A 19,212-nucleotide genomic window follows, 5' to 3' on the forward strand; every position below is an offset into this window, starting at 1 on the left:
CGATTTCGGCCGGAAAATCCGCAGCTTCGCTGACTTCTCGGCGACTCTGGAAACCGGATAGCAAGATTCCCCTGCCAAGGTCCGCCGTCAGCGTGCCGCTACAGGTCCGGGTCTTGCCGACGAACGTTAAGATGACGAACACCGAATCGTCGGCACGGATGCTGACACGCACGCTGGCGACATTGGCCGGTGCGTTCGCGCTCGTCCTGGCGGCGGTACTCGGCGTGATGTCGGCCATGGTGAGCGACACCAACCAGCTCGAAGCCACCCGCCAGCGCGACCGTGTCGAGACGGCGCTGGCGACGCAGGTGCGCCTGCGCCAGCTACGCTTCGAGAATCTGCAGGCCGCGGGCGTGTTGCAGCCGATCCTCAACAGCCTCCTGCCGAGCGTCACACTGCAATGGGCCTTCGCCCAGGTCAGCAATCGCTTCCTCGATTTCGACGGCACCTATCTGGTGACCACCTCCGGCCGCATCCTCGCCGGCGTCCAGCATGGCGAAACCGCAACCCAGGCCGACTACGACGCCCTGGCCCGGATCAGGCCGGACCTGCCTGGCGGCGCGGCTCAGACAGAACCACATGGCATCGGCGAAGGTCCGGTCACCGCCAGGCTGATCCAGAACGGCGCCGACATCGTCGGTGTCATGACCGCCGACCTGCGCAAGGGCGAGCAGACCGGCCGTCCCCAGTCTCCCGAGTCGGCAGCCTTCATCGTTGGCTATCGCAAGGTGACGCAGGCCCAGCTCAACGAGCTCGGCCTGCGCTATCGCCTTCCCCAGCTGGCAGTCGTGACCGAACGCCCCGTCAACCCGCTGGGACGGCGCGACATCTCCTCGCCCGACGGCTCCGTCAACGCCTGGCTGAGCTGGACGCCGGAGCGGCCGGGCGATGCGATGATCCACCAGTTCGCCTGGGCACTCGGCGCAGTCGTCCTGCTGTTCGTCGCCCTGTTCGCCTATGTCTTCCATCGCCTGCGCAACGCCGCCCAGCAGATCGCCGCACGCGAGAGCCAGATCCATCGCCTCGCCGGCCAGGACGAACTCTCCGGCCTGCCCAACCGCCGCACTTTCGACCTCCGGCTCGACCAGGAAATCGCCCAGCTCGGTCGGACCAAGAGCGGGCTCGCCGTGCTGCTGCTCGACCTCGACCGCTTCAAGGCCGTCAACGACACCTACGGCCACAATGCCGGCGACGAGCTGATCCGTCAGGCCGCCAGGCGCCTGACCACCGTCCTGCGGCTGGGCGACACGGTGGCTCGCCTCGGCGGCGACGAGTTCGGCATCATCCAGACCCATATGGAGGCGCCTAACGCCAGTGCCGTGCTCGGCCAGCGCATCCTCGACGCTCTAACCGAGCCTTTCGAGATCGGCGGCGTCGCCGTCAGCATCGGCTGCTCGATCGGCATCGCCCATGCACCGCGCGACGGCGCCGATCGCAGCACGCTGCTGCGCCTTGCCGACACCGCGCTCTATCAGGCCAAGAACGAAGGCCGGAACCGCTACTCCTTCTTCGAGCCGCAGATGAACCGGGCGCTGCATCTCAAGCGCATGGTCGAGGAAGACCTGCGCAACGCCATCGCCCGCGACCAGTTGCTGCTGCACTACCAGCCGCAGGTCTCGATCGACGGCTCCACCATCGTCGGCGTCGAGGCGCTGGTGCGCTGGCCGCATCCCGAACACGGGATGATCCCTCCGTCCGAGTTCATCGGCATCGCCGAAGAGCGCGGCCTGATCGTGCCGCTCAGCGAGTGGGTGCTGCGCCGCGCCTGCGAGCAGGCCCGGCAATGGCCTGGCATCAAGCTCGCCGTCAACGTCTCGCCGATCCAGTTTCGCCACAAGGATTTCGTCGCTAGCGTGATCCGTGTGCTCAAGGAGACCGGCTTCGATCCCGAGCGGCTCGAGCTGGAGCTGACCGAGGGCGTCGTGGTCGAGGACGCCGATGCGGCCGAAGCCGCGATGATGGACCTGCGCGCCCATGGCGTCAGCCTGGCGCTCGACGATTTCGGCACCGGCTATTCGAGCCTGATCTATCTGCGCCGCTTCGCCTTCGACAAGATCAAGATCGACCGCTCCTTCCTCGAATACATGGAAGCGACCGGCGAATCGGCGATCCTCGTCCATTCGGTCGTGCATCTCGGCCGGGCGCTCGGCCTGCGCGTCTGCGCCGAGGGCGTCGAGACGGCCGAGCAGCACCGTTTCCTGCAGGCGATCGGCTGCCACGAATTGCAGGGCTTCCTGTTCTCCAAGGGTGTGCCGCCCGAGGAGATCGGCCGCCTGTTGACACTCGACCGGCCGTTCGAGCAGGCGCTCGCCGCCTGAGCGAAAAGCTTAGAAGAAGCTCGCGAGCCAGCTCACCAGCGCATAGGCGAACCCCGCCGACAAAGCGAGGCCGACCGCGCCGACCACGGCCCCGGCGATGATCAGCACGCCGTCACGCTCGACCAGGCCGAGCCCAACCAGGCAGACCGCGAGCCCAAGCGGGATCTGGCCGATGAAGGGCGCGGCCACAATCAGCCCGAGCGCCAGGAACAGCAGTACTGCGCCAAGCACCGGCAGCGCGAAGGGGCCGCCCAGCATAGTCAGCCGCGGCTTCGAGAAGCGCTCGAGCCGGATCAGCGGCGGCAAGGCGCGTTCGACGGCGCGCGCAAGGTCCGTCTGGGCGATGCTGCGGTTCAGCAGCCGTTGCGGCAGCCAGGGCGTCGCCCGCGCCATCAGCATCTGCGCGGCGACGAAGGCGAGGACCAGGCCGCAGACCAGCGGGATCGGCGGCGGCATCGGCAGGCAGTTCGGCAGGCCGAGCAGCACGACGAGCAACGCATAGGCCCGGTCGCGCAGCGCCGCGACGATGTCGCGGATAGCAACGCGCGGGCCCGGCAGATGAGCGAGCGCGATCAGCAGTCCGGAGGTGCGCAAGGGGGAGGACAAGCAGGCTCGCCAGGCGATGAGCAGGGCCTGCGGCCTAGCATGCCCCGCGGCGGACCAACAACCCCGCCGGGACGCATGCCTGTCAGTGCAACGTCAATACGCCGTTCACATTGACGATCTCGGCCGGGCGAATGAGGTGCGAATGCGCCACGGTGATCGAATGCAGCGGCCCGTCGAGCTCGCGCCGCCAGAAATCGAGGAACTTGTGTAGCTCCGGGAAGCGCGGGGCGAGGTCGTATTCCTGCCAGACGTAAGCCTGCAGGAAGTCGGGATGATCGGGCATGCGGTAGAGGATCCTGGCTGTCGTCAGCCCGTAACCTGCAAGTTGGCGTAGGAAATCCTGCGAGACCATGACTGATACCCTCCTTGACCCAGGAAGACGATGAGCCGGCTGCCTTCAGGCTGCTCCGCGATGGTTAACAAACACTTGCGGGAATTTCTCCAACTGCCACACTCATGACATGTGGGGCGCCGTCCATCGGGACGGAAGGGGCGTTGGCGTGGCGTGGGGGGTCGCGAAGCGTTCGGGGCTGCTCGCGCGTGGCTTCGGCGCGGTGGTTGCGCTCGCCTCCTCGCCCTTGAAAGCCGATCCGGCCCTGATGGAGCGCAGCCCGCTCTCGCTGGCGATCTTCGGCTCGCTCGAAGCCGACGCCAGCAAGACCTACGGCTCAGTCGGGCTGAAATGGGCGTTCGGCAACAGCGGTGGGCTCGACGCCAGCGGCTTCCGCCTCGGCCTGAAATGGGGCGAGAGCGTCGAGCCGGCCCAGCGCAAGCCGACGCAGGGGCGCCTCTACAAGACCGAGTTCGACGCGCTGCTCGGCTATGAATGGCGGATCGACGATACGTTCCTGTCGCTCTCGGCCGGCCCCGAGATCGAGGCCCGCTATAGCGAGAACCGCGGCAAGCGCAGCTTCGAGCAGCGCGGCATGTTGCGCCTGCAGGCCGATCTCTGGTCGAAACCCTCCGAGAACTGGCTCGTGCAGGCCAATGCCTATGCGATCCCTGGCGATCGCAGCCGCTATTGGGGGCGCCTAGCCGGAGGCTGGCGGCTGCTGGATGAGCTTTATCTCGGCCCCGAGATCGAGGCCTATCGCGAGCGCGACTATCACAAGCTGCGGCTCGGCCTGCACCTCACCGGCCTGCGGCTCTTCGGCCTGGACTGGCGCCTGGCCAGCGGCGTCCAGAAGACGCGCGACGACAAGGCCGGCGCCTATGTGACGCTCGGGCTGCTCTGGAAGCGGTGAAGCTCAACCGCGCGGCCCTTGCCCCGTCAGTGCGCGCAGCGCTTCCGGCGTATCGATGTCGAGCGCGATGGCGGGATCGTCGAGCGCGATCTCCTCGACCGCGTCGCCGGCGGCATCGAGCAGGCGGCGCGCGCCCTGGTCGCCGTCGAGCTTGGCGACCTCGGGAAAGAGCTTTCGCGCCAGCAGTACCGGGTTGCCGCGCTGGCCGAGCAGCGTCGGCGCCACGGCGAGCGCATCGGCACGATCGGCGAAGGCCTGGGCCAGCCGGTCGATCACCCCCGCCGTGACGTTCGGCATGTCGCCAAGCGAGACGACGACGCCGGGCACATCCTTCGCCAGAGCCGCGAGCCCGGCCTTGAGCGAGCCGGCGAGCCCGTCGGCGAAGGCCGGATTGTGCACGAAGGTGACGTCGAGCCCGGCGAGCGCGGCGCGGACCTCGTCCTGCTGGTGACCGGTGACGACGATCACCGGCGCGGCGTGCGATGCCAGCTGTGCCTCGACGGCGTGGCGCACCAGCGGCTTGCCGCGGACATCCTGCAGCAGCTTGTTGCCGGCGCCCATCCGGGTCGAGCGGCCGGCCGCCAGCACGATACCGGCGACGGGAGCCGCCTCGCCGCGTCCCGGCGCGCGCGGCTGCGGCCGCGAGACGATCTCCATCAGCAGCCCGCCGACGCCCATCTTCTGGATCTCGGCGCGCGTCACCGGCACCTTGGCGAGGCTGCGCTGCAGCACCCAGTCGAAACCGTTCTCCTTGGGCGAGCGGGCGCAGCCCGGCGCGCCGATCACCGGCTTGCCATCGAGTTCGCCGAGCATCAGCAGGTTACCGGGATCGACCGGCATGCCGAGATGCTCGACCGTGCCACCGGCCTCGACCAGCGCTTTCGGCACGACGTCGCGCCGGTCGGTGATGGCGGAGGCGCCGAAGACGACGACGATCTCGGCGGGCCCGGCGACCGCCTCGCGGATCGCCTGCGCCAGCGGCGGGCTTTCATGCGGCACGCGGGCATCGCGCTCGATCGCGGCGCTGGCCGGCTCCAGCCGCTCGGCCATGGTGCGCAAGGTCTTGTCGACCACGCTGGTCTTCAGGCCCGGCAGCAGAGTCGAGACCACCGCGACCGATTTCAGTTTGTATTCGGCGATCGAAATCGGCTTGTCGGCGCCGAGACGTTCGAGCGCCTCGGCGATACGCTTCTCCGGCACGGCATAGGGGATGATCTTGACCGTGCCGACCATCTCGCCGGCGACCACCGGCTTCAGCGCCGGCAGGGTCGCGACCGTGATCGCCTCGTCGACGGCATTCAGCGCATCGATCACACCCGTATCGATCTGCAGGATGCCTGCCGCCGCGGCGAACAGGTTGACCCGGCCGGTGAACGGCGCCTCGGTCACCACCGCTCGGCCTGCCAGCGCCCGCGCCAGTTGCTCGGCGGCGGCGTTCTCGTCGATGTCGCCGGGCTCGAGCTGCACGGCGACGATCTCGCTCAGGCCGGCGGCCGCGAGCTTGCGCGCATCCTCCTCGCCGATCGTTGCGCCCTTGCGCACGATCGCCTCGCCGGCGCGTACGGTATGGGCCGCAACCGCGCCGGCGGCTTCAGCGATGGGAATGGGACCGAACTTCATCGCGCTATCATCCTCAAAGTCAGTCCTCTGCCTGCCCTTTCAAGTCGTCCCGGGCGACCGGAGGGAGACCCAGGACCCATTCCGGAGCCTTTCCGAAAAGGTTCCGGAATGGGTCCCGGATCTGCGCAGCTTCGCTGCTTGTCCGGGACGACTCGCGTATGTCCTCGCAGGACAGCCGAGTCGCCACCGTCAAACAGGCTTGCGACGCGGGCCGCGCAGGGCCTGCACGATCTCTCCGAGGATGGCGAGCGCAATCTCGGCTGGCGAGACGGCGCCGATGTCGAGGCCGATCGGCGCGTGGATGCGTTTCACATCGGCCTCGCCGAAGCCGGCCTCGGCAAGCCGCTCCAGCCGCTTGCCATGCGTCTTCCGGCTGCCGAGCGCGCCGATATAGAAACAGGTCGAGCGCAGCGCCGCCTGCAAGGCGGGGTCGTCGATCTTCGGATCATGCGTCAGCGCGACGAAGGCGGTGTAGCCGTCGAACGGCACCGTCTGCAGCGCCTCCTCCGGCCACTGTGCCAGCAAAGTCACCTCCGGGAAGCGCTCCTGCGTGGCGAAGGCGGTGCGCGGGTCGATGACCACGATGTCGAGATCGAGCAGCTTCGCCATCGGCGCCAAGGCCTGCGAGATATGGACCGCACCGGTGACGACGATGCGCGGTGGCGGTGCCTGCACGGTCAGGAAATAGGTCTTGCCGTCGACCTCGACAGTGCCGCTCTTGCCGCTGCGCAACTGCTTGTCGAGCGCCTCCACTAGTGGATCGCCCGCGAGATCGGCCTCCTTGACCAGCCGCTGCTCCCCTGACCCGAGATCGGTGACCAGCACCGTCGCGCGCCTGGCGGCGCGCTCGGCGTTGAGCGTGGAGAGAAGCTTGAGATCCACGGGGTCAGCCCTTGTCGGTGGCGAGCTTGAGGCCGAGCCCGATCATCAGCGAGCCGCCGAGCCAGCGCCCGAGCGCGAAGCCGGCGCGGCTCGCCTTCATCGTTTTCATCACCAGGCTGGCAGCGAGGACAGTGATCAGGTCGGCCGAGGAGAAGGCGAAGTTGACGATCGTGCCAAGGATCAGGAACTGCGCCCAGACCGGCAGCGCCGCAGTAGGATCGACGAACTGCGGCAAGAGCGCGATGAAGAACAGCGCGACTTTCGGGTTCAGCACCTCGACGATGAAGGAATCGATCAAGGCGCGCCGGATCGTCTTGGCGGGCGCCACGGCCTGCACATCGGCGCTGCCGAGCTTGGAGCGGATCATGCCGATGCCGAGCCAGACCAGATAGAGCGCGCCGACGATCTTCACCGCGACGTAGAGCTCAGGCACGTGCTTGAACACCGCCGACAGGCCGAAGGCTGCGGCAATGACGTGGAGATAGCAGCCGAGATGGATGCCGAGCATCGCCATCAGCCCGGCCTTGCGGCCATGGGCGATGGTCTGCGCCGCCGTATAGAGCAGTGCCGGACCGGGGAAATAGGCGATGAGCAGCGTCACCGTCGCGAAGGCGAGGAGTGTTTCCCAGGAGGGCATCGACGGGCTCCCTTAAGCCTTGACCGGCTCGACATAGACCTTGATCCGGCCGCCGCAGGAGAGGCCGACCTGCCAGGCGGTCTCGTCGGCAACTCCGAATTCCAGCGTGCGCGGCTTGCCGTCGGCAATGACGTCGCCGGCTTCGGCCACGACCGCGCCTTCGACGCAGCCGCCCGAGACCGAGCCGAGGAAATTGCCCTCGCCGTCGATGACGAGATGCGAGCCGACCGGGCGCGGGGCCGAGCCCCAGGTCTCGACCACGGTGGCGAGTGCGACGCCGCGCCCGGCTTTGGCCCAGGCCTCGGCGGTGGCGAGGATGTCGGTGTCGGTGCTGATCATGGGAGCGGTCCCGCTACGGATACGGTTGAGATCATGCCTCAACCCGCCTTCTTCAACCACTGGCGCGGATCGGTGACCTGCCGTGCGTCAGACGACAGCGCGGCGCACAGATCCACCATCGCCGCAAGATTGTGGATCGGCCGGAACTGGTCGACATGCGGCAGCATCGCCCTGATGCCGCTGGCGCGCGCCTCGAAGGCATCATAGCGCAAGAGCGGGTTGAGCCAGGTCAGTTGGCGGCAGGAGCGGTGCAGCCGGTCCATCTCGAAGGACAGATCGGGGCCCAAATGCCGCTCCAGCCCGTCGGTGAAGAGCAGCACCACCGCCCCGCCCGCCAGCACCCGGCGCGACCAGACCCGGTTGAAAGCGTGCAGCGCCGAAGCGATGCGCGTGCCGCCCTCCCAGTCCGGCGCCGCCTTGCCGGCGAGCGCCAGAGCCTCGTCCGGGTCGCGGGCGCGCAGGCTGCGCGTGACATTGGTCAGGCGCGTGCCGAAGACGAAGGAGTGCACGCGCCGGCGCTGCTCGGTGACCGCATGCAGGAAATGCAGGAAGATGCGCGAATACTCCGCCATCGAGCCTGAGATGTCGACGAGCGCGACCAGTGGCGGATGAACCTCGGCTCGCTCGCGGAAAGCAAGATCGATCGAGGCGCCGCCACCTCTGAGCGAACGGCGGAAAGTGCGGCGCGGATCGATCCTTGCCCCGACATGAGCAGGTTGGAAACGCCGCGTCGGCACCGCATCATTGGGTAGGCGAAGTTCCGCGATGAGCTGGCGCGCCCTCGCGATCTCGGCCGCGCTCATCTGGGCGAAATCGCGCGATTTCAGCGTCTCGCGTTCGGAGACGGTGAGCCGCGCGCTCAGCTCGGTCAATTCGACCGGCGGCTCCTCCTCGCGCGGCGGCGGGGTGAAGGCCTCGGCGACGCGCAAGGCTCCCGCCTCCGGCTTCTGCGGCTCACTGTCGACCCGCGGCGTCACCGGCGACATCTGCGCCATCAGTTTCTCGATCAGCCCGCGCCGGCGCCAGAACAGCCGGAAGGCCTGATCGTAGACGGCCGAATCCTCGTGCTTCTTCACGAAGATCGCATGCAGCGCCCAATAAACATCGTCACGCCCACCGAGCGCGCCATCAGCCAGCGCCTCGACGGCCTCGACCACGGCGCCTGAGCCCACGCGCAGGCCGGCGCCCCGCAGAGCGCGGGCAAAATAGGCGACGTTTTCGGGCAGCTTGCCGGTCATTGTTCCCTTCCCCCCGCTTGCGGTGGGGAAGGGTTAGGGATGGGGGGCCGGAAAGCTGGAACCCTACCCTTCATCGCCTCGCCAAGCGGCACTGCCCCCCACCCCAACCCTCCCCACCGCAAGCGGGGGGAGGGAGAAAGGCGGCAGCGCTTCGATGAAATCATCACGCGGCCGTCTCGGTCATGAACACCTTCTGCGCCACGACCCATTTGCCGTCGACCTTCAGGAAGGACAGAAGATCGGTGAAATAGCGCGGCGGCATCTGGCACTTGACCTTGACCAGCGCCATGGTCGGCCCGACCAGATCGATCGCGAGGATGTGGTCGCCGCGCTCCAGCCCGGTCTCCTTCGGCGATCTACGGTTTCGCACCGCTTCGAACCACTGCTCGCGCGGCACGACCTTGAGCTCGCCGTCGAGCGACTGGGTCAGCGCGCTGGTTGGGTGGAAGACCGATGTCAGCTTGTCGACGTTGCCTTCATAGAGCCCGTCGAGATAGGTCCAGGTCGCGGCCTCGATCGCCTTGATGTCATCGTTCATCAATCACTCCGTTGTGCTCGGCTTGTCCTGAGCACCCACGTCAAGCGGCGCGGATGCAGGGAAAGACGTGGATGGTCGGCACAAGGCCGACCATGACGATGCGCTACCCCCGCGCCGCCTGCTTGGCCTGGTCGAGCAACTCGCCGACCTTGGAGCCCTGCATCGCCTGGATATCGTCCTGATACTTCAGCAGTGCGCCCAGCGTGTCGGAGACGATCGCCGGGTCGAGCGCGACCGCATCAAGCTCGACCAGCGCGCTCGCCCAGTCGAGCGTCTCGGCGACGCCCGGCGCCTTGAACAACTCCTCCTTGCGGATCGCCTGCACGAAGGAAACCACCTGCTTCGCCAGCTTAGCCGGCGCGGCCGGCGCCTTCGCCTTGAGGATCGCGAGCTCGCGGGCGGCGTCGGGATAGCCGACCCAGTGATAGAGGCAGCGGCGCTTCAGCGCGTCATGGATCTCGCGCGTTCGGTTCGAGGTCAGGATCACGATCGGCGGCTCGGCGGCCTTGATCGTGCCGAGCTCGGGGATCGTCACCTGCGCATCGGCCAGCACCTCGAGCAGGAAGGCCTCGAAGGCCTCGTCGGTGCGGTCGAGCTCGTCGATCAGCAGGATCGGCGCCCCGCCCTCCTGCGGCTCCAGCGCCTGCAGCAGCGGCCGCTTGACCAGATAGCGCTCGGAGAACAGGTCGCTCTCCAGACGCGCGCGATCGCCGGCGACGCCGCCGGCCTCGGCGAGGCGGATCGCCATCATCTGGCCGGCATAGTTCCATTCGTAGACGGCCGAGGCGAGGTCGAGCCCCTCATAGCATTGCAGGCGGATCAGCCGGCGCCCGAGCGCGGCGGACAGCACCTTGGCGATCTCGGTCTTGCCGGTGCCGGCCTCGCCTTCGAGCAGCAGCGGCCGCTTCATCCGGAGCGCCAGGAAGAGCACGGTCGCCAGTGCCCGGTCGGAGACATAGCCCTGGGATTGCAGCAGGGACAGCGTGGCGTCGATGGAGGTCGGCAGTGAGGCAGTAGTCATGCGGTCCCGGTCTTGGCAGATGTCGCAGCGGCGCCAGCCTGGCAAGGCCGGTTTGACCTGTCACGATCCTTAGTCCCTAACAGGCCGAAGGGATAGCGAGCGGAGAGTCCGGCGTGCTCGGCGTAATGTACATCGTCGCGATCATCGTCGAAGCCATGTCGGCTGCATTGGCGGCCGGCCGCCGAAGCATGGACTGGGTCGGCGTCTGCATGCTCGGCTGCATCACGGCGCTCGGCGGCGGCTCGGTGCGCGACATGCTGCTCGGCCATTATCCGCTGAGCTGGGTCAAGCATCCGCATTACCTGCTGATCACCGCCGGCGCGGCGCTCGTCACCATCGGCCTCGCCCGGTTCATGCACCGGCTGCGCAAGATCTTCCTGCTGCTCGACGCCATCGGCCTCGTGCTGTTCACCGTGATCGGCTGCAATGTCGCGCTGGAGATGCAGCAGCCTTTCATCATCGTGATCACCGCCGGGCTAATCACCGGCTGCGTCGGCGGCGTGCTGCGCGACATGCTCTGCGCCGATATTCCATTGCTCTTCCGCAGCGAGCTCTACGCCACCGTCTCGGTGGTGACCGGGCTGATCTATGTCGCCGGGCTCGGCGTCGAGCTGCCGCATGATTTCGTCACGGTGCTGGCGATGACGGTCGGACTGATGCTGCGCCTGCTGGCGCTCCGCTTCAACTGGAGCATGCCGAAATTCGTCTACACGCGCGATCTGCACTGAGCGCCTGCGCCAATGTCACTCTGCTGCCGGGTTCTGGTTGCAGGCTCCGCCAGATTGCGGGCGGAGGACAAGCCATGACCGAGACAGCCCAACTCGCTGCCGATTTCGTCGCCCTTCTCAAGGAAGGCAAGCATGAGGACGCGGCACGCAGCTACAACGCCGACGATATCGCCAGCTACGAGAACATGCCCGGGCCGATGGCGGAGTGCCATGGCAAGCAGGCGGTGAAGGGCAAGGGCGAGTGGTGGACCGCCAATCACGAGGTCCACGAATTCACCACCGCAGGCCCCTATCTCAACGGCGACCAGTTCGCCGTGCACTTCTACTTCGACGTCACCGTCAAGGAGAGCGGCGAGCGCCGCAAGATGCACGAGATCGGGCTCTACACCGTGAAGGACGGCAAGATCGCCGAGGAGCGGTTCTTCTATTGAGCCGACTCCGTCATTCCCGGGCGAAGCGAAGCGCAGACCCGGGAATCTCGTGACGAGAAGGCGCCGGCTGGCGCCCTCTCCGGCCTGAGATGCTCGGGTCAAGCCCGAGCATGACGCGCTGCAGTCTTCAGGCCTTCCCCGTCGCCTGCGCGACCGCCTGCTTGGCCATCACGCCGATGAGATGGGCGCGGTACTCGGCATCGGCGTGGATGTCGCCATTGATGCCCTTGGCGGTGTGCTTGAGGCCGTCGAGCGATTTGCCCGCGAAGCGCGCCTTCAGCGCCGCTTCCGCTTCCGGCCAGCGGAAAACACCGCCCTCGCCTGCCCCGGTGACCGCCACCGCGATCTCGCTGCCGCGCTTGGCGACGAAGACGCCGACCAGCGCATAACGCGAGGCCGGATTGCGGAACTTGGCGTAGCCCGCCTTGGAGGCGACCGGGAACGAGATCCTGACGACGATCTCACCCTCATCCAGCGCCGTCTCGTAGAGGCCGCTGAAGAACTCCTCCGCCGGCAGCTTGCGCTTGTTGGTCACCACCGTCGCGCCCAGCGCCAGCAGCGCCGCCGGATAATCGGCCGCCGGGTCGTTGTTGGCGACTGAGCCGCCGATCGTGCCGCGATGGCGCACATGCGGGTCGCCGATATGGCTGGCGAGATAGGCCAGCGCCGGGATCGCCTCCTGCACATCGGGCGAGGCGGCGACCTCGGCATGGGTCGTCATGGCACCGATCACGAGGTTGCGGCCCTTGCGGGTGATGCCCTTGAGGTCGGCGCAGGAGGAGAGATCGACGAGGGCGCCGGGCGAAGCCAGGCGCTGCTTCATCGTCGGCAGCAAGGTGTGGCCGCCGGCGAGGAGCTTGGCGTCCTCCTTCTTGGCGAGGAGGCTGGCGGCCTGACGCGCGGTCGCCGGGCGGTGATAGGTGAAGGCGTACATCGTCTCGTCCTTTCAGATCACTCGGCAGCCATGCGGCTGAGCGTTTTCTGCGCGGCGCGCCAGACGGCCTGGGGCGTCGCCGGCATGGCGATGTCCTCATGGCCGAGCGCGTCGGTGATGGCGTTGATGACCGCGGGCGGCGCGGCGATGGCGCCGGCCTCGCCGCAGCCCTTGATCCCCAGCGGGTTCGACGGGCACGGCGTCACCGTCATGCCGACCTCGAAGGACGGCAGATCGTCGGCGCGCGGCATGCAGTAGTCCATGAAGCTCGCGGTCACGAGCTGGCCGTCGGCATTGTAGCGGGCGCCTTCGAGCAGCGCCTGGCCGACGCCCTGGGCAATGCCGCCATGGACCTGGCCCTCGACGATCATCGGATTGATGACATTGCCGAAATCATCGACCGCGGCCCAGCGCTCGATCCTGGTGATACCGGTGTCCGGATCGATCTCGAGCTCGCAGATATGGACGCCGGCCGGGAAGGTGAAGTTGGTCGGGTCGTAGAATGCCCCCTCCTTCAGCCCCGGCTCGAGGTCCTGGCCGTTGAACTTGTGCGCGACATAGGCCTGCAGGGCGCAGGAGCCGAAATCGAGCGTCCGGTCGGTGCCCTTGACGGTGAAGTTGCCATCCTTGAAGTCGATATCGGCCTCGTCGGCCTCCAGCACATAGGCTGCGACCTTCTTGCCCTTGGCGATCACCTTGTCGATCGCTTTGAAGATCGCCGACATGCCGACGGCGCCCGAGCGCGAGCCATAGGTGCCCATGCCCATCTGCACCTTGTCGGTGTCGCCATGGATGATCGAGACGTTCTCCAGCGGCACGCCGAGCCGGTCGGAGACAAGTTGGGCGAAGGTGGTCTCATGGCCTTGGCCGTGGCTGTGCGAGCCGGTCAGGACCTCGACCGTGCCGATCGGGTTGACCCGGACCTCGGCCGATTCCCACAGGCCGACGCCGGCACCGAGCGAGCCGACCGCGGCCGAGGGCGCGATGCCGCAGGCCTCGATATAGGCGGAGAAGCCGATGCCGCGCAGCTTGCCGCTGCGGGCGGAATCGCGGCGGCGCTTGGCGAAGCCCTTGTAGTCGATCGTCTCCAGCGCCTTCTTCAGCGAGGCGCTGTAGTTGCCGGTGTCGTACATCATGATCACCGGCGTCTGGTGCGGGAACTTCCTGACGAAATTCTGCGTGCGGAACTTGGCCGGATCCTTGCCGAGCTCGCGTGCTGCGACCTCGACCAGCCGCTCGACCACGAAGGTCGCTTCCGGACGCCCAGCACCGCGATAGGCGTCGACCGGAGCGGTATTGGTGTAGACCGCATCGACCTCGCAATAGATCGCCGGGATGTCGTACTGGCCGGACAGCAGCGGCGCGTAGAGATAGGTCGGCACCGACGACGAGAAGGTCGAGAGATAGGCGCCGAGATTGGCGGTGGTATGCACCCGCATCGCCAGCATCTTGCCCTCGCCGTCCATGGCGAGCTCGGCATGGGTGACGTGGTCGCGGCCATGCGCGTCAGAGAGGAAGGCCTCGGTCCGGTCCGAGGTCCATTTCACGGGACGGCCGACCTTCTTCGCCGCCCAGACACAGACCGTCTCCTCGGCATAGATGAAGATCTTCGAGCCGAAGCCGCCGCCGACATCGGGGGCGATCACGCGCAGCTTGTTCTCCGGCGCGATGCCGATGAAGGCCGAGAGCACCAGCCGCGCCACATGCGGGTTCTGGCTGGTGGTGTAGAGCGTGAAGGCGCCCTCGCCCTGGTCGTAATCGCCGACCGCGGCGCGCGGCTCCATCGGATTCGGCACCAGCCGGTTGTTGACGATGTCGAGCTTGGTGACGTGCTTGGCCGCCTTGAACGCGGCATCCGTCGCGCTTTTGTCGCCGAGATGCCAGTTGAACACCGTATTGTCCGGCGCCTCGGCATGAACCTGCGTCTTCGATTTCGCAGCGCCCGCCGTATCGACCACCGCCGGCAGCACACCGTAGTCGACGACGATCGCCTCGGCCGCGTCGCGCGCCTGCGCCAGCGTCTCGGCGACGACGACCGCAATGTGGTCGCCGACATAGCGGACCTTGCCTTGCGCCAGCGCCGGGTGCGGGCCTGCCCTCATCGGCGAGCCGTCCTTGTTGTGGATCATCCAGCCGCAGATCAGCCCGCCGACCTTGTCGGCAGCGAGATCATCGCCGGTGAAGATCCCCAGCACACCGGGCATCGCCGCAGCGGCTTTCGTATCGATCGTCTTCAGCGTGGCGTGGGCATGCGGCGAGCGCAGGAAATAGGCATGGGCCTGGCCCGGCCGGTTGATGTCGTCGGTATAGCGGCCCTGGCCGGTGATGAAGCGGTGGTCTTCCTTGCGGCGGACGGGAGCGCCGATTCCGGTGGCGGACATGGATTCCTCCTGGCGTGGCGCCTCTTGGCGGGCGCTATCAGCATGTTTCGGGGATCACATCGGAAGAAGGCGGCGCCGGCCTTAGCTGGCACAGCCTGGTGAACACGCTATTCAGCGGCCTGCCGAGCCGGCTTGGCGCCCGTGCCCATCGCCTCGGCGCCGGCGGCGATCGCCTTGACGATGTTGTGGTAGCCGGTGCAGCGGCAGATATTGCCTTCGAGGTCCTCGCGGATCGTCTTCTCGTCGAGGTGGTTGCCGCGCCGGTTCACGATATCGACCGCCGACATGATCATCCCCGGCGTGCAGAAGCCGCATTGCAGGCCGTGATGCTCACGGAAGGCCTCCTGCATCGGATGCAGCGCCCCGCCATTTGCCAGCCCCTCGATCGTCGTCACCGAAGCGCCCTCGCAGGACAGCGCCAGCGTGGTGCAGGCCTTCACCGCCTTGCCGTCGAGATGCACGACGCAGGCGCCGCATTGGCTGGTGTCGCAGCCGACATGCGTTCCGGTCAGCCGGAGATTTTCTCTGAGAAACTGCACCAGGAGGGTGCGCGGATCGACAGTCGCGGTGACGGACTTGCCGTTCACCGTCATGGACAGATTGGCCATGGGGCACTCCTCCGAAAGCCTGTTTTCTGTACGGCCGACGACATCTCGAAGGCCGAACGATCCATGCGCCGGCCCGTCACGGACCAGCGGAGAATTTCCTTGGAACAACTTCAAAAACCAATGTGGACCCGGGATTTTCCGCGGTCAAGCGGGCAGCCCTTCCGCAAGCGGCCCGGTTTGGCGATGTTTTTGCATGGTTTTGGCAGTTGACGCTCGCAGGCCATCATCGGGACGTCACAACTGGCGGGCGAGCGCTTCGCAGAATCTTAACGACATCGGAGCACCATCTCCCGCTGGAATGACGATCTCCGATCGTCGCGCTCACGGATGGCGCGGTTGGCCACGATCCTCGAACACGTCCAGCGTCGCCTGATGGCGATCGGCTTCGACGAACGCCAGCGCCGGCGCCTGCGCCGTTATCGCGCCACGGTCGAGCGTGTCATCGTCGAGGTCGTCGAGCAGGATTTCGCGCGCGCCTTCTCGATCCATCCAATGCTGAAACTGGCGGTAGAGCCGGTCGCGACCGAGCTTTTCGCGGCCGAAGCCAATCATTTCCGCCTACTCTTCGACGGCGATTTCGATCAGAATTACTGCGACTCGCTCGAGCAGCTCACGCTTCTGGAGCGGCACGGCCAGGTCGGCGCCCGCGCCCGCGCCTCGATCGCCTTCACCTTGTTCCGCATCTTCCTAGAAGAGAGCCGCACGCGGCTCATCTTCTCGCGGCACGACATCCCGCATGATCTCTTCATCATCGAGCGGGTGCTGACCTATGACGTCAACACCGCCATGTCGCTCGACCGCGAATTCGAGGCGGCGGAGGCTCGCCGCCGCGGCGTCGCGCTCGACGAGGTCGCCGCGACGCTGACCTCGCGCATCGGCCAGCTCGACGGCGCGATCAGCAAGGCGGTCGATCTCTTCGTCGAAACCGCCGGCGAGACCTCGGCGGCCAGCAGCTTCATCAAGGATCAGGTCGGCTCGGTCACCCAGAGCTCGCTGCTCGTCCGCGAGAAGGCGATGCAGACCGCGGCCGCGACCGAGGAGATGTCGGCCAACATCGCCGAGATCGGCCAGCGCGCCCGCCAGAGCCTCGAGATCGCCAACCGCGCCGTCGCCGATGCCGAGGCGATGGACGAGGCGATCGCCCGGCTGCGCCACGTCACCAGCAGCATCGGCACCGTGGTCGGCATGATCGCCGACATCGCCGCGCAGACCAATCTCCTCGCCCTCAACGCCACCATCGAGGCGGCCCGCGCCGGCGAATCCGGCCGCGGCTTCGCCGTGGTCGCAGCCGAAGTGAAGTCGCTGGCGACGCAGACCGCCTCGGCGACACAGGAGATCGCCGCCCAGATCGCCGAGCTGTCGGCCAGCGCCGAAGCCTGCGGCGTCCGTGCCGCCTCGATCGGCGCGACCATCGGCGAGATCAAGTCGGATTCGGAGGCGATCTCGGACGCGGTCGCCCAGCAGAGCAGCGTCACCGGCGGCATCGCCCGGCACGCCGCCGAGGTCGCGCACGGTTCGGACGAGGCGATCGATAGCGCCACTCGTGTCAACGACAGCCTCGGCAAGACCGAGAAGGCGCTGGAGCGCGCCAACTCCGCCGCCGCCGACATCGCCCTCCAGGTCGGCGCGGCCGAAACGACGGTCAGCGAGGCACTGGCGGCACTGCGCCGCGCCTCGTGAGCGTCAGCCCTCGCTGACCGCCTTGGCGAAATTGGCGAAGAACTCGTCGGCCAGCTTCTTCGAGACCGAATCGATCAGGCGCGAGCCGAGCTGCATCAGCTTGCCGCCGACCTGAGCATCGACCTCGTAGCGCAGCAGGGTCTGCCCGCCCTCGGCATCTTCGAGCATGACCTTGGCGCCGCCCTTGGCGAAGCCGGCGATGCCGCCCTCGCCCTCGCCGACGATGCGATAGCCGTTCGGCGGGTCGAGGTCCTGCAATTCGACCTTGCCCTTGAAGGTCGCCTTCACCGGGCCGAGCTTGATCTTCACCACCGCCGAGAAATGCGTGTCGTCATCCTTGGTGAGCTGCTCGCAGCCAGGGATGCAGGCCTTCAGCACCTCGGCGTCGTTGAGCTTTTCCCAGACCACCTGCTTGGCTGCGGGCAGCGTCGCCTCGCCGTTCATCGTCATCGCCATGGGCTGAGTTCCTCACCGTTTTCCGAAGCCACTGACATGTTGCAGCCCGGCCCGCCTCGGGTCTATCCAAGTTCCCTTAATCCATGGCCGGAAACGACCGGCGCGCACAAGAGGACGAAGCTGGGATGTGGGTTGCAATGACCGCTCCGCACCAAGGCGCGCGCCGACATGGCTGAGGGTGGCCTCTATGGCGAGCTCTTCGCCGACCACGAGATGGCGGCCGTCCTCGACGATCGCGCCGCGCTGCAGGGCATGCTCGATTTCGAAGCCGCCCTCGCCCGAGCCGAAGCGGAATCCGGCGTCATCCCTGCTACGGCGGCGGAGGCGATCGCTCCGCAGTGCAAGGCCGAGCTCTACGACATCGCCGCGATCGGCAAGGCCGCGACGCTCGCCGGCAACCCGGCGATCCCGCTGGTCAAGGCGCTGACGGCCCGTGTCGCCGCTGCCGATGCCGACGCGGCGAAATGGGTGCATTACGGCGCGACCAGCCAGGACGTGATCGATTCCGGCCAGGCCCAGCAGTACCGGGCCGCGCAGGACCTGATCCTCGCCCGCTCCGCCCGCCTCGCCCATGCGCTCGCCGCTCTCGCCCGTGATCATCGCCGCACCCCGATGATCGGCCGCACCTTCCTCCAGCATGCGGTCCCGATCTCCTTCGGGCTCAAGGCGGCCAACTGGCTGGACCCGATCGTCTCCTTCCATGACGACTTCATGATCTGGGGGGAAGCGGCGCATCAGCTCGGCGGCGCCGCTGGCAGCCTCGCCTCGCTTGGCGACAAGGCCGATGCGGTCTCGGAAGCCTTCGCCCGCACCATGCCCTCGATCGGTGCCGTGCGTGTGCCCTGGCACACGCAGCGCCGGCGCCCGGCCCGGATCGCGACCGAGCTTGGCCTGCTGCTGGGCCATCTCGGCAAGATGGCCGGTGACATCGCCCTGATGGCGCAGACCGAGATCGGCGAGCTGGCCGAGCCTGAAGCGCCGGGCAAAGGCGGTTCTTCCGCCATGCCGCACAAGCGCAACCCGGTGCTGTGCACGCTGATCCTGACCGCGGCCAAGCGGACGCCGGGGCTGGTTGCGACCATGCTCGCGGCGATGCCGCAGGAGCATGAGCGCGCCATGGGCGGCTGGCACGCCGAATGGCCGACCTTGCGCGAGCTCTTCCTGATCGCCGGCGTTGCGCTCGACCACGCCGTCGCCCTGGTCGAGGGGCTGCAGGTCTTCCCCGAGCAGATGCAGTACAATCTCGACCTCACCAACGGCCTCGTCATGGCCGAGCGTGTCTCGCTCGCGCTGGCGCAGACGATCGGCCGCGGCGAGGCCCATCACCTGCTCGAGGATGCCAGCCGCGACTGCATCGCCAGCGGCCGCCATCTCAAGGAGGTGCTGGCCGAGCATCCGACACTGGCAGGCAGGCTCACCGGCGAGGAACTCGACGACTTGTTCGACCCGACCACCTATCGCGGCGCGACCGACGCGATCATCGACCGCATCCTCGTCCTCTACGAGGAGGAGCGCGAGTATATGAGCGGCAATGGCTGAGTGCCCGGCCGG

Annotated in this window: 19 protein-coding genes; 6 read left to right on the forward strand and 13 right to left on the reverse strand. The window is 67.4% G+C overall.

Features of this window, described 5'->3' with window-relative positions:
* The first annotated feature begins 131 nt into the window (after positions 1 to 131).
* On the forward strand, positions 132 to 2,318 hold the full coding sequence (locus tag GV161_RS28840) for an EAL domain-containing protein (protein ID WP_159650505.1): 2,187 nt from the start codon (positions 132 to 134) through the stop codon (positions 2,316 to 2,318).
* A 9-nt stretch (positions 2,319 to 2,327) separates the two neighbouring features.
* On the opposite strand, the gene GV161_RS28845 is transcribed toward GV161_RS28840, so the two are convergent.
* Together GV161_RS28845 and GV161_RS28850 are read right to left on the reverse strand one after the other, a co-directional pair.
* Positions 2,328 to 2,924 carry an exopolysaccharide biosynthesis protein gene (locus GV161_RS28845; RefSeq protein ID WP_152012700.1) on the reverse strand — a complete coding sequence of 199 codons (597 nt, stop codon included), beginning with the start codon at positions 2,922 to 2,924 and terminating at the stop codon, positions 2,328 to 2,330.
* A gap of 82 nt (positions 2,925 to 3,006) precedes the next feature.
* On the reverse strand, positions 3,007 to 3,276 hold the full coding sequence (locus GV161_RS28850) for an usg protein (RefSeq protein WP_152012701.1): 270 nt from the start codon (positions 3,274 to 3,276) through the stop codon (positions 3,007 to 3,009).
* Between the two features lie 148 nt (positions 3,277 to 3,424).
* Between GV161_RS28850 and bcsS the strand changes: the two genes are divergently transcribed.
* Entirely contained in the window at positions 3,425 to 4,168 is a 744-nt protein-coding gene (gene bcsS, locus GV161_RS28855; protein ID WP_159650507.1) for a cellulose biosynthesis protein BcsS, read from the forward strand.
* 3 nt (positions 4,169 to 4,171) lie between these two features.
* On the opposite strand, the gene GV161_RS28860 is transcribed toward bcsS, so the two are convergent.
* From GV161_RS28860 to GV161_RS28890, 7 genes are all read right to left on the reverse strand, one after another.
* On the reverse strand, positions 4,172 to 5,788 hold the full coding sequence (locus tag GV161_RS28860; protein ID WP_152012703.1) for a molybdopterin-binding/glycosyltransferase family 2 protein: 1,617 nt from the start codon (positions 5,786 to 5,788) through the stop codon (positions 4,172 to 4,174).
* Positions 5,789 to 5,977: 189 nt separating this feature from the next.
* Entirely contained in the window at positions 5,978 to 6,670 is a 693-nt protein-coding gene (locus GV161_RS28865; protein WP_152012704.1) for an XdhC family protein, read from the reverse strand.
* Positions 6,671 to 6,674: 4 nt separating this feature from the next.
* On the reverse strand, positions 6,675 to 7,307 hold the full coding sequence (locus tag GV161_RS28870; RefSeq protein ID WP_152012705.1) for a LysE family translocator: 633 nt from the start codon (positions 7,305 to 7,307) through the stop codon (positions 6,675 to 6,677).
* Positions 7,308 to 7,319: 12 nt separating this feature from the next.
* Positions 7,320 to 7,646 carry an XdhC family protein gene (locus tag GV161_RS28875; RefSeq protein WP_126110316.1) on the reverse strand — a complete coding sequence of 109 codons (327 nt, stop codon included), beginning with the start codon at positions 7,644 to 7,646 and terminating at the stop codon, positions 7,320 to 7,322.
* 38 nt (positions 7,647 to 7,684) lie between these two features.
* Positions 7,685 to 8,884, reverse strand: a complete 1,200-nt coding sequence (locus GV161_RS28880; protein ID WP_152012706.1) for a VWA domain-containing protein — start codon at positions 8,882 to 8,884, stop codon at positions 7,685 to 7,687.
* Between the two features lie 163 nt (positions 8,885 to 9,047).
* Positions 9,048 to 9,422, reverse strand: a complete 375-nt coding sequence (locus GV161_RS28885) for a nuclear transport factor 2 family protein (RefSeq protein ID WP_152012707.1) — start codon at positions 9,420 to 9,422, stop codon at positions 9,048 to 9,050.
* 103 nt (positions 9,423 to 9,525) lie between these two features.
* Positions 9,526 to 10,443, reverse strand: a complete 918-nt coding sequence (locus GV161_RS28890; RefSeq protein WP_152012708.1) for a MoxR family ATPase — start codon at positions 10,441 to 10,443, stop codon at positions 9,526 to 9,528.
* Between the two features lie 125 nt (positions 10,444 to 10,568).
* On the opposite strand from GV161_RS28890, the gene GV161_RS28895 reads away from it, so the two are divergent.
* A complete protein-coding gene (locus GV161_RS28895; protein ID WP_152013545.1) occupies positions 10,569 to 11,171 on the forward strand; it encodes a trimeric intracellular cation channel family protein in 603 nt (200 codons plus the stop codon).
* A 74-nt stretch (positions 11,172 to 11,245) separates the two neighbouring features.
* On the forward strand, positions 11,246 to 11,602 hold the full coding sequence (locus tag GV161_RS28900) for a nuclear transport factor 2 family protein (RefSeq protein WP_152012709.1): 357 nt from the start codon (positions 11,246 to 11,248) through the stop codon (positions 11,600 to 11,602).
* Between the two features lie 127 nt (positions 11,603 to 11,729).
* Here the strand turns inward: GV161_RS28900 and GV161_RS28905 are convergent, their stop codons facing one another.
* The 3 genes from GV161_RS28905 to GV161_RS28915 all read right to left on the reverse strand — a co-directional run bounded on the left by GV161_RS28905 (position 11,730) and on the right by GV161_RS28915 (position 15,525).
* The gene (locus GV161_RS28905) at positions 11,730 to 12,536 is read right to left on the reverse strand and encodes a xanthine dehydrogenase family protein subunit M (protein WP_152012710.1); all 807 of its coding nucleotides are present in this window, start codon (positions 12,534 to 12,536) and stop codon (positions 11,730 to 11,732) included.
* A 17-nt stretch (positions 12,537 to 12,553) separates the two neighbouring features.
* The gene (locus GV161_RS28910; RefSeq protein ID WP_152012711.1) at positions 12,554 to 14,917 is read right to left on the reverse strand and encodes a xanthine dehydrogenase family protein molybdopterin-binding subunit; all 2,364 of its coding nucleotides are present in this window, start codon (positions 14,915 to 14,917) and stop codon (positions 12,554 to 12,556) included.
* 107 nt (positions 14,918 to 15,024) lie between these two features.
* Entirely contained in the window at positions 15,025 to 15,525 is a 501-nt protein-coding gene (locus GV161_RS28915) for a (2Fe-2S)-binding protein (RefSeq protein WP_152012712.1), read from the reverse strand.
* Between the two features lie 336 nt (positions 15,526 to 15,861).
* Between GV161_RS28915 and GV161_RS28920 the strand changes: the two genes are divergently transcribed.
* Positions 15,862 to 17,205, forward strand: a complete 1,344-nt coding sequence (locus GV161_RS28920; protein ID WP_159650509.1) for a methyl-accepting chemotaxis protein — start codon at positions 15,862 to 15,864, stop codon at positions 17,203 to 17,205.
* A 3-nt stretch (positions 17,206 to 17,208) separates the two neighbouring features.
* Here the strand turns inward: GV161_RS28920 and GV161_RS28925 are convergent, their stop codons facing one another.
* Complete coding sequence (locus GV161_RS28925; RefSeq protein ID WP_152012714.1) at positions 17,209 to 17,661, reverse strand: carbon monoxide dehydrogenase subunit G; 453 nt, start codon at positions 17,659 to 17,661, stop codon at positions 17,209 to 17,211.
* Positions 17,662 to 17,829: 168 nt separating this feature from the next.
* Between GV161_RS28925 and pcaB the strand changes: the two genes are divergently transcribed.
* Positions 17,830 to 19,200: a 3-carboxy-cis,cis-muconate cycloisomerase gene (gene pcaB, locus GV161_RS28930; RefSeq protein WP_152012715.1), complete on the forward strand. Its 1,371-nt coding sequence runs from the start codon at positions 17,830 to 17,832 to the stop codon at positions 19,198 to 19,200.
* Positions 19,201 to 19,212 lie beyond the last annotated feature (12 nt).

This window comes from Bosea sp. 29B, from assembly GCF_902506165.1.
Lineage (GTDB): Bacteria > Pseudomonadota > Alphaproteobacteria > Rhizobiales > Beijerinckiaceae > Allobosea.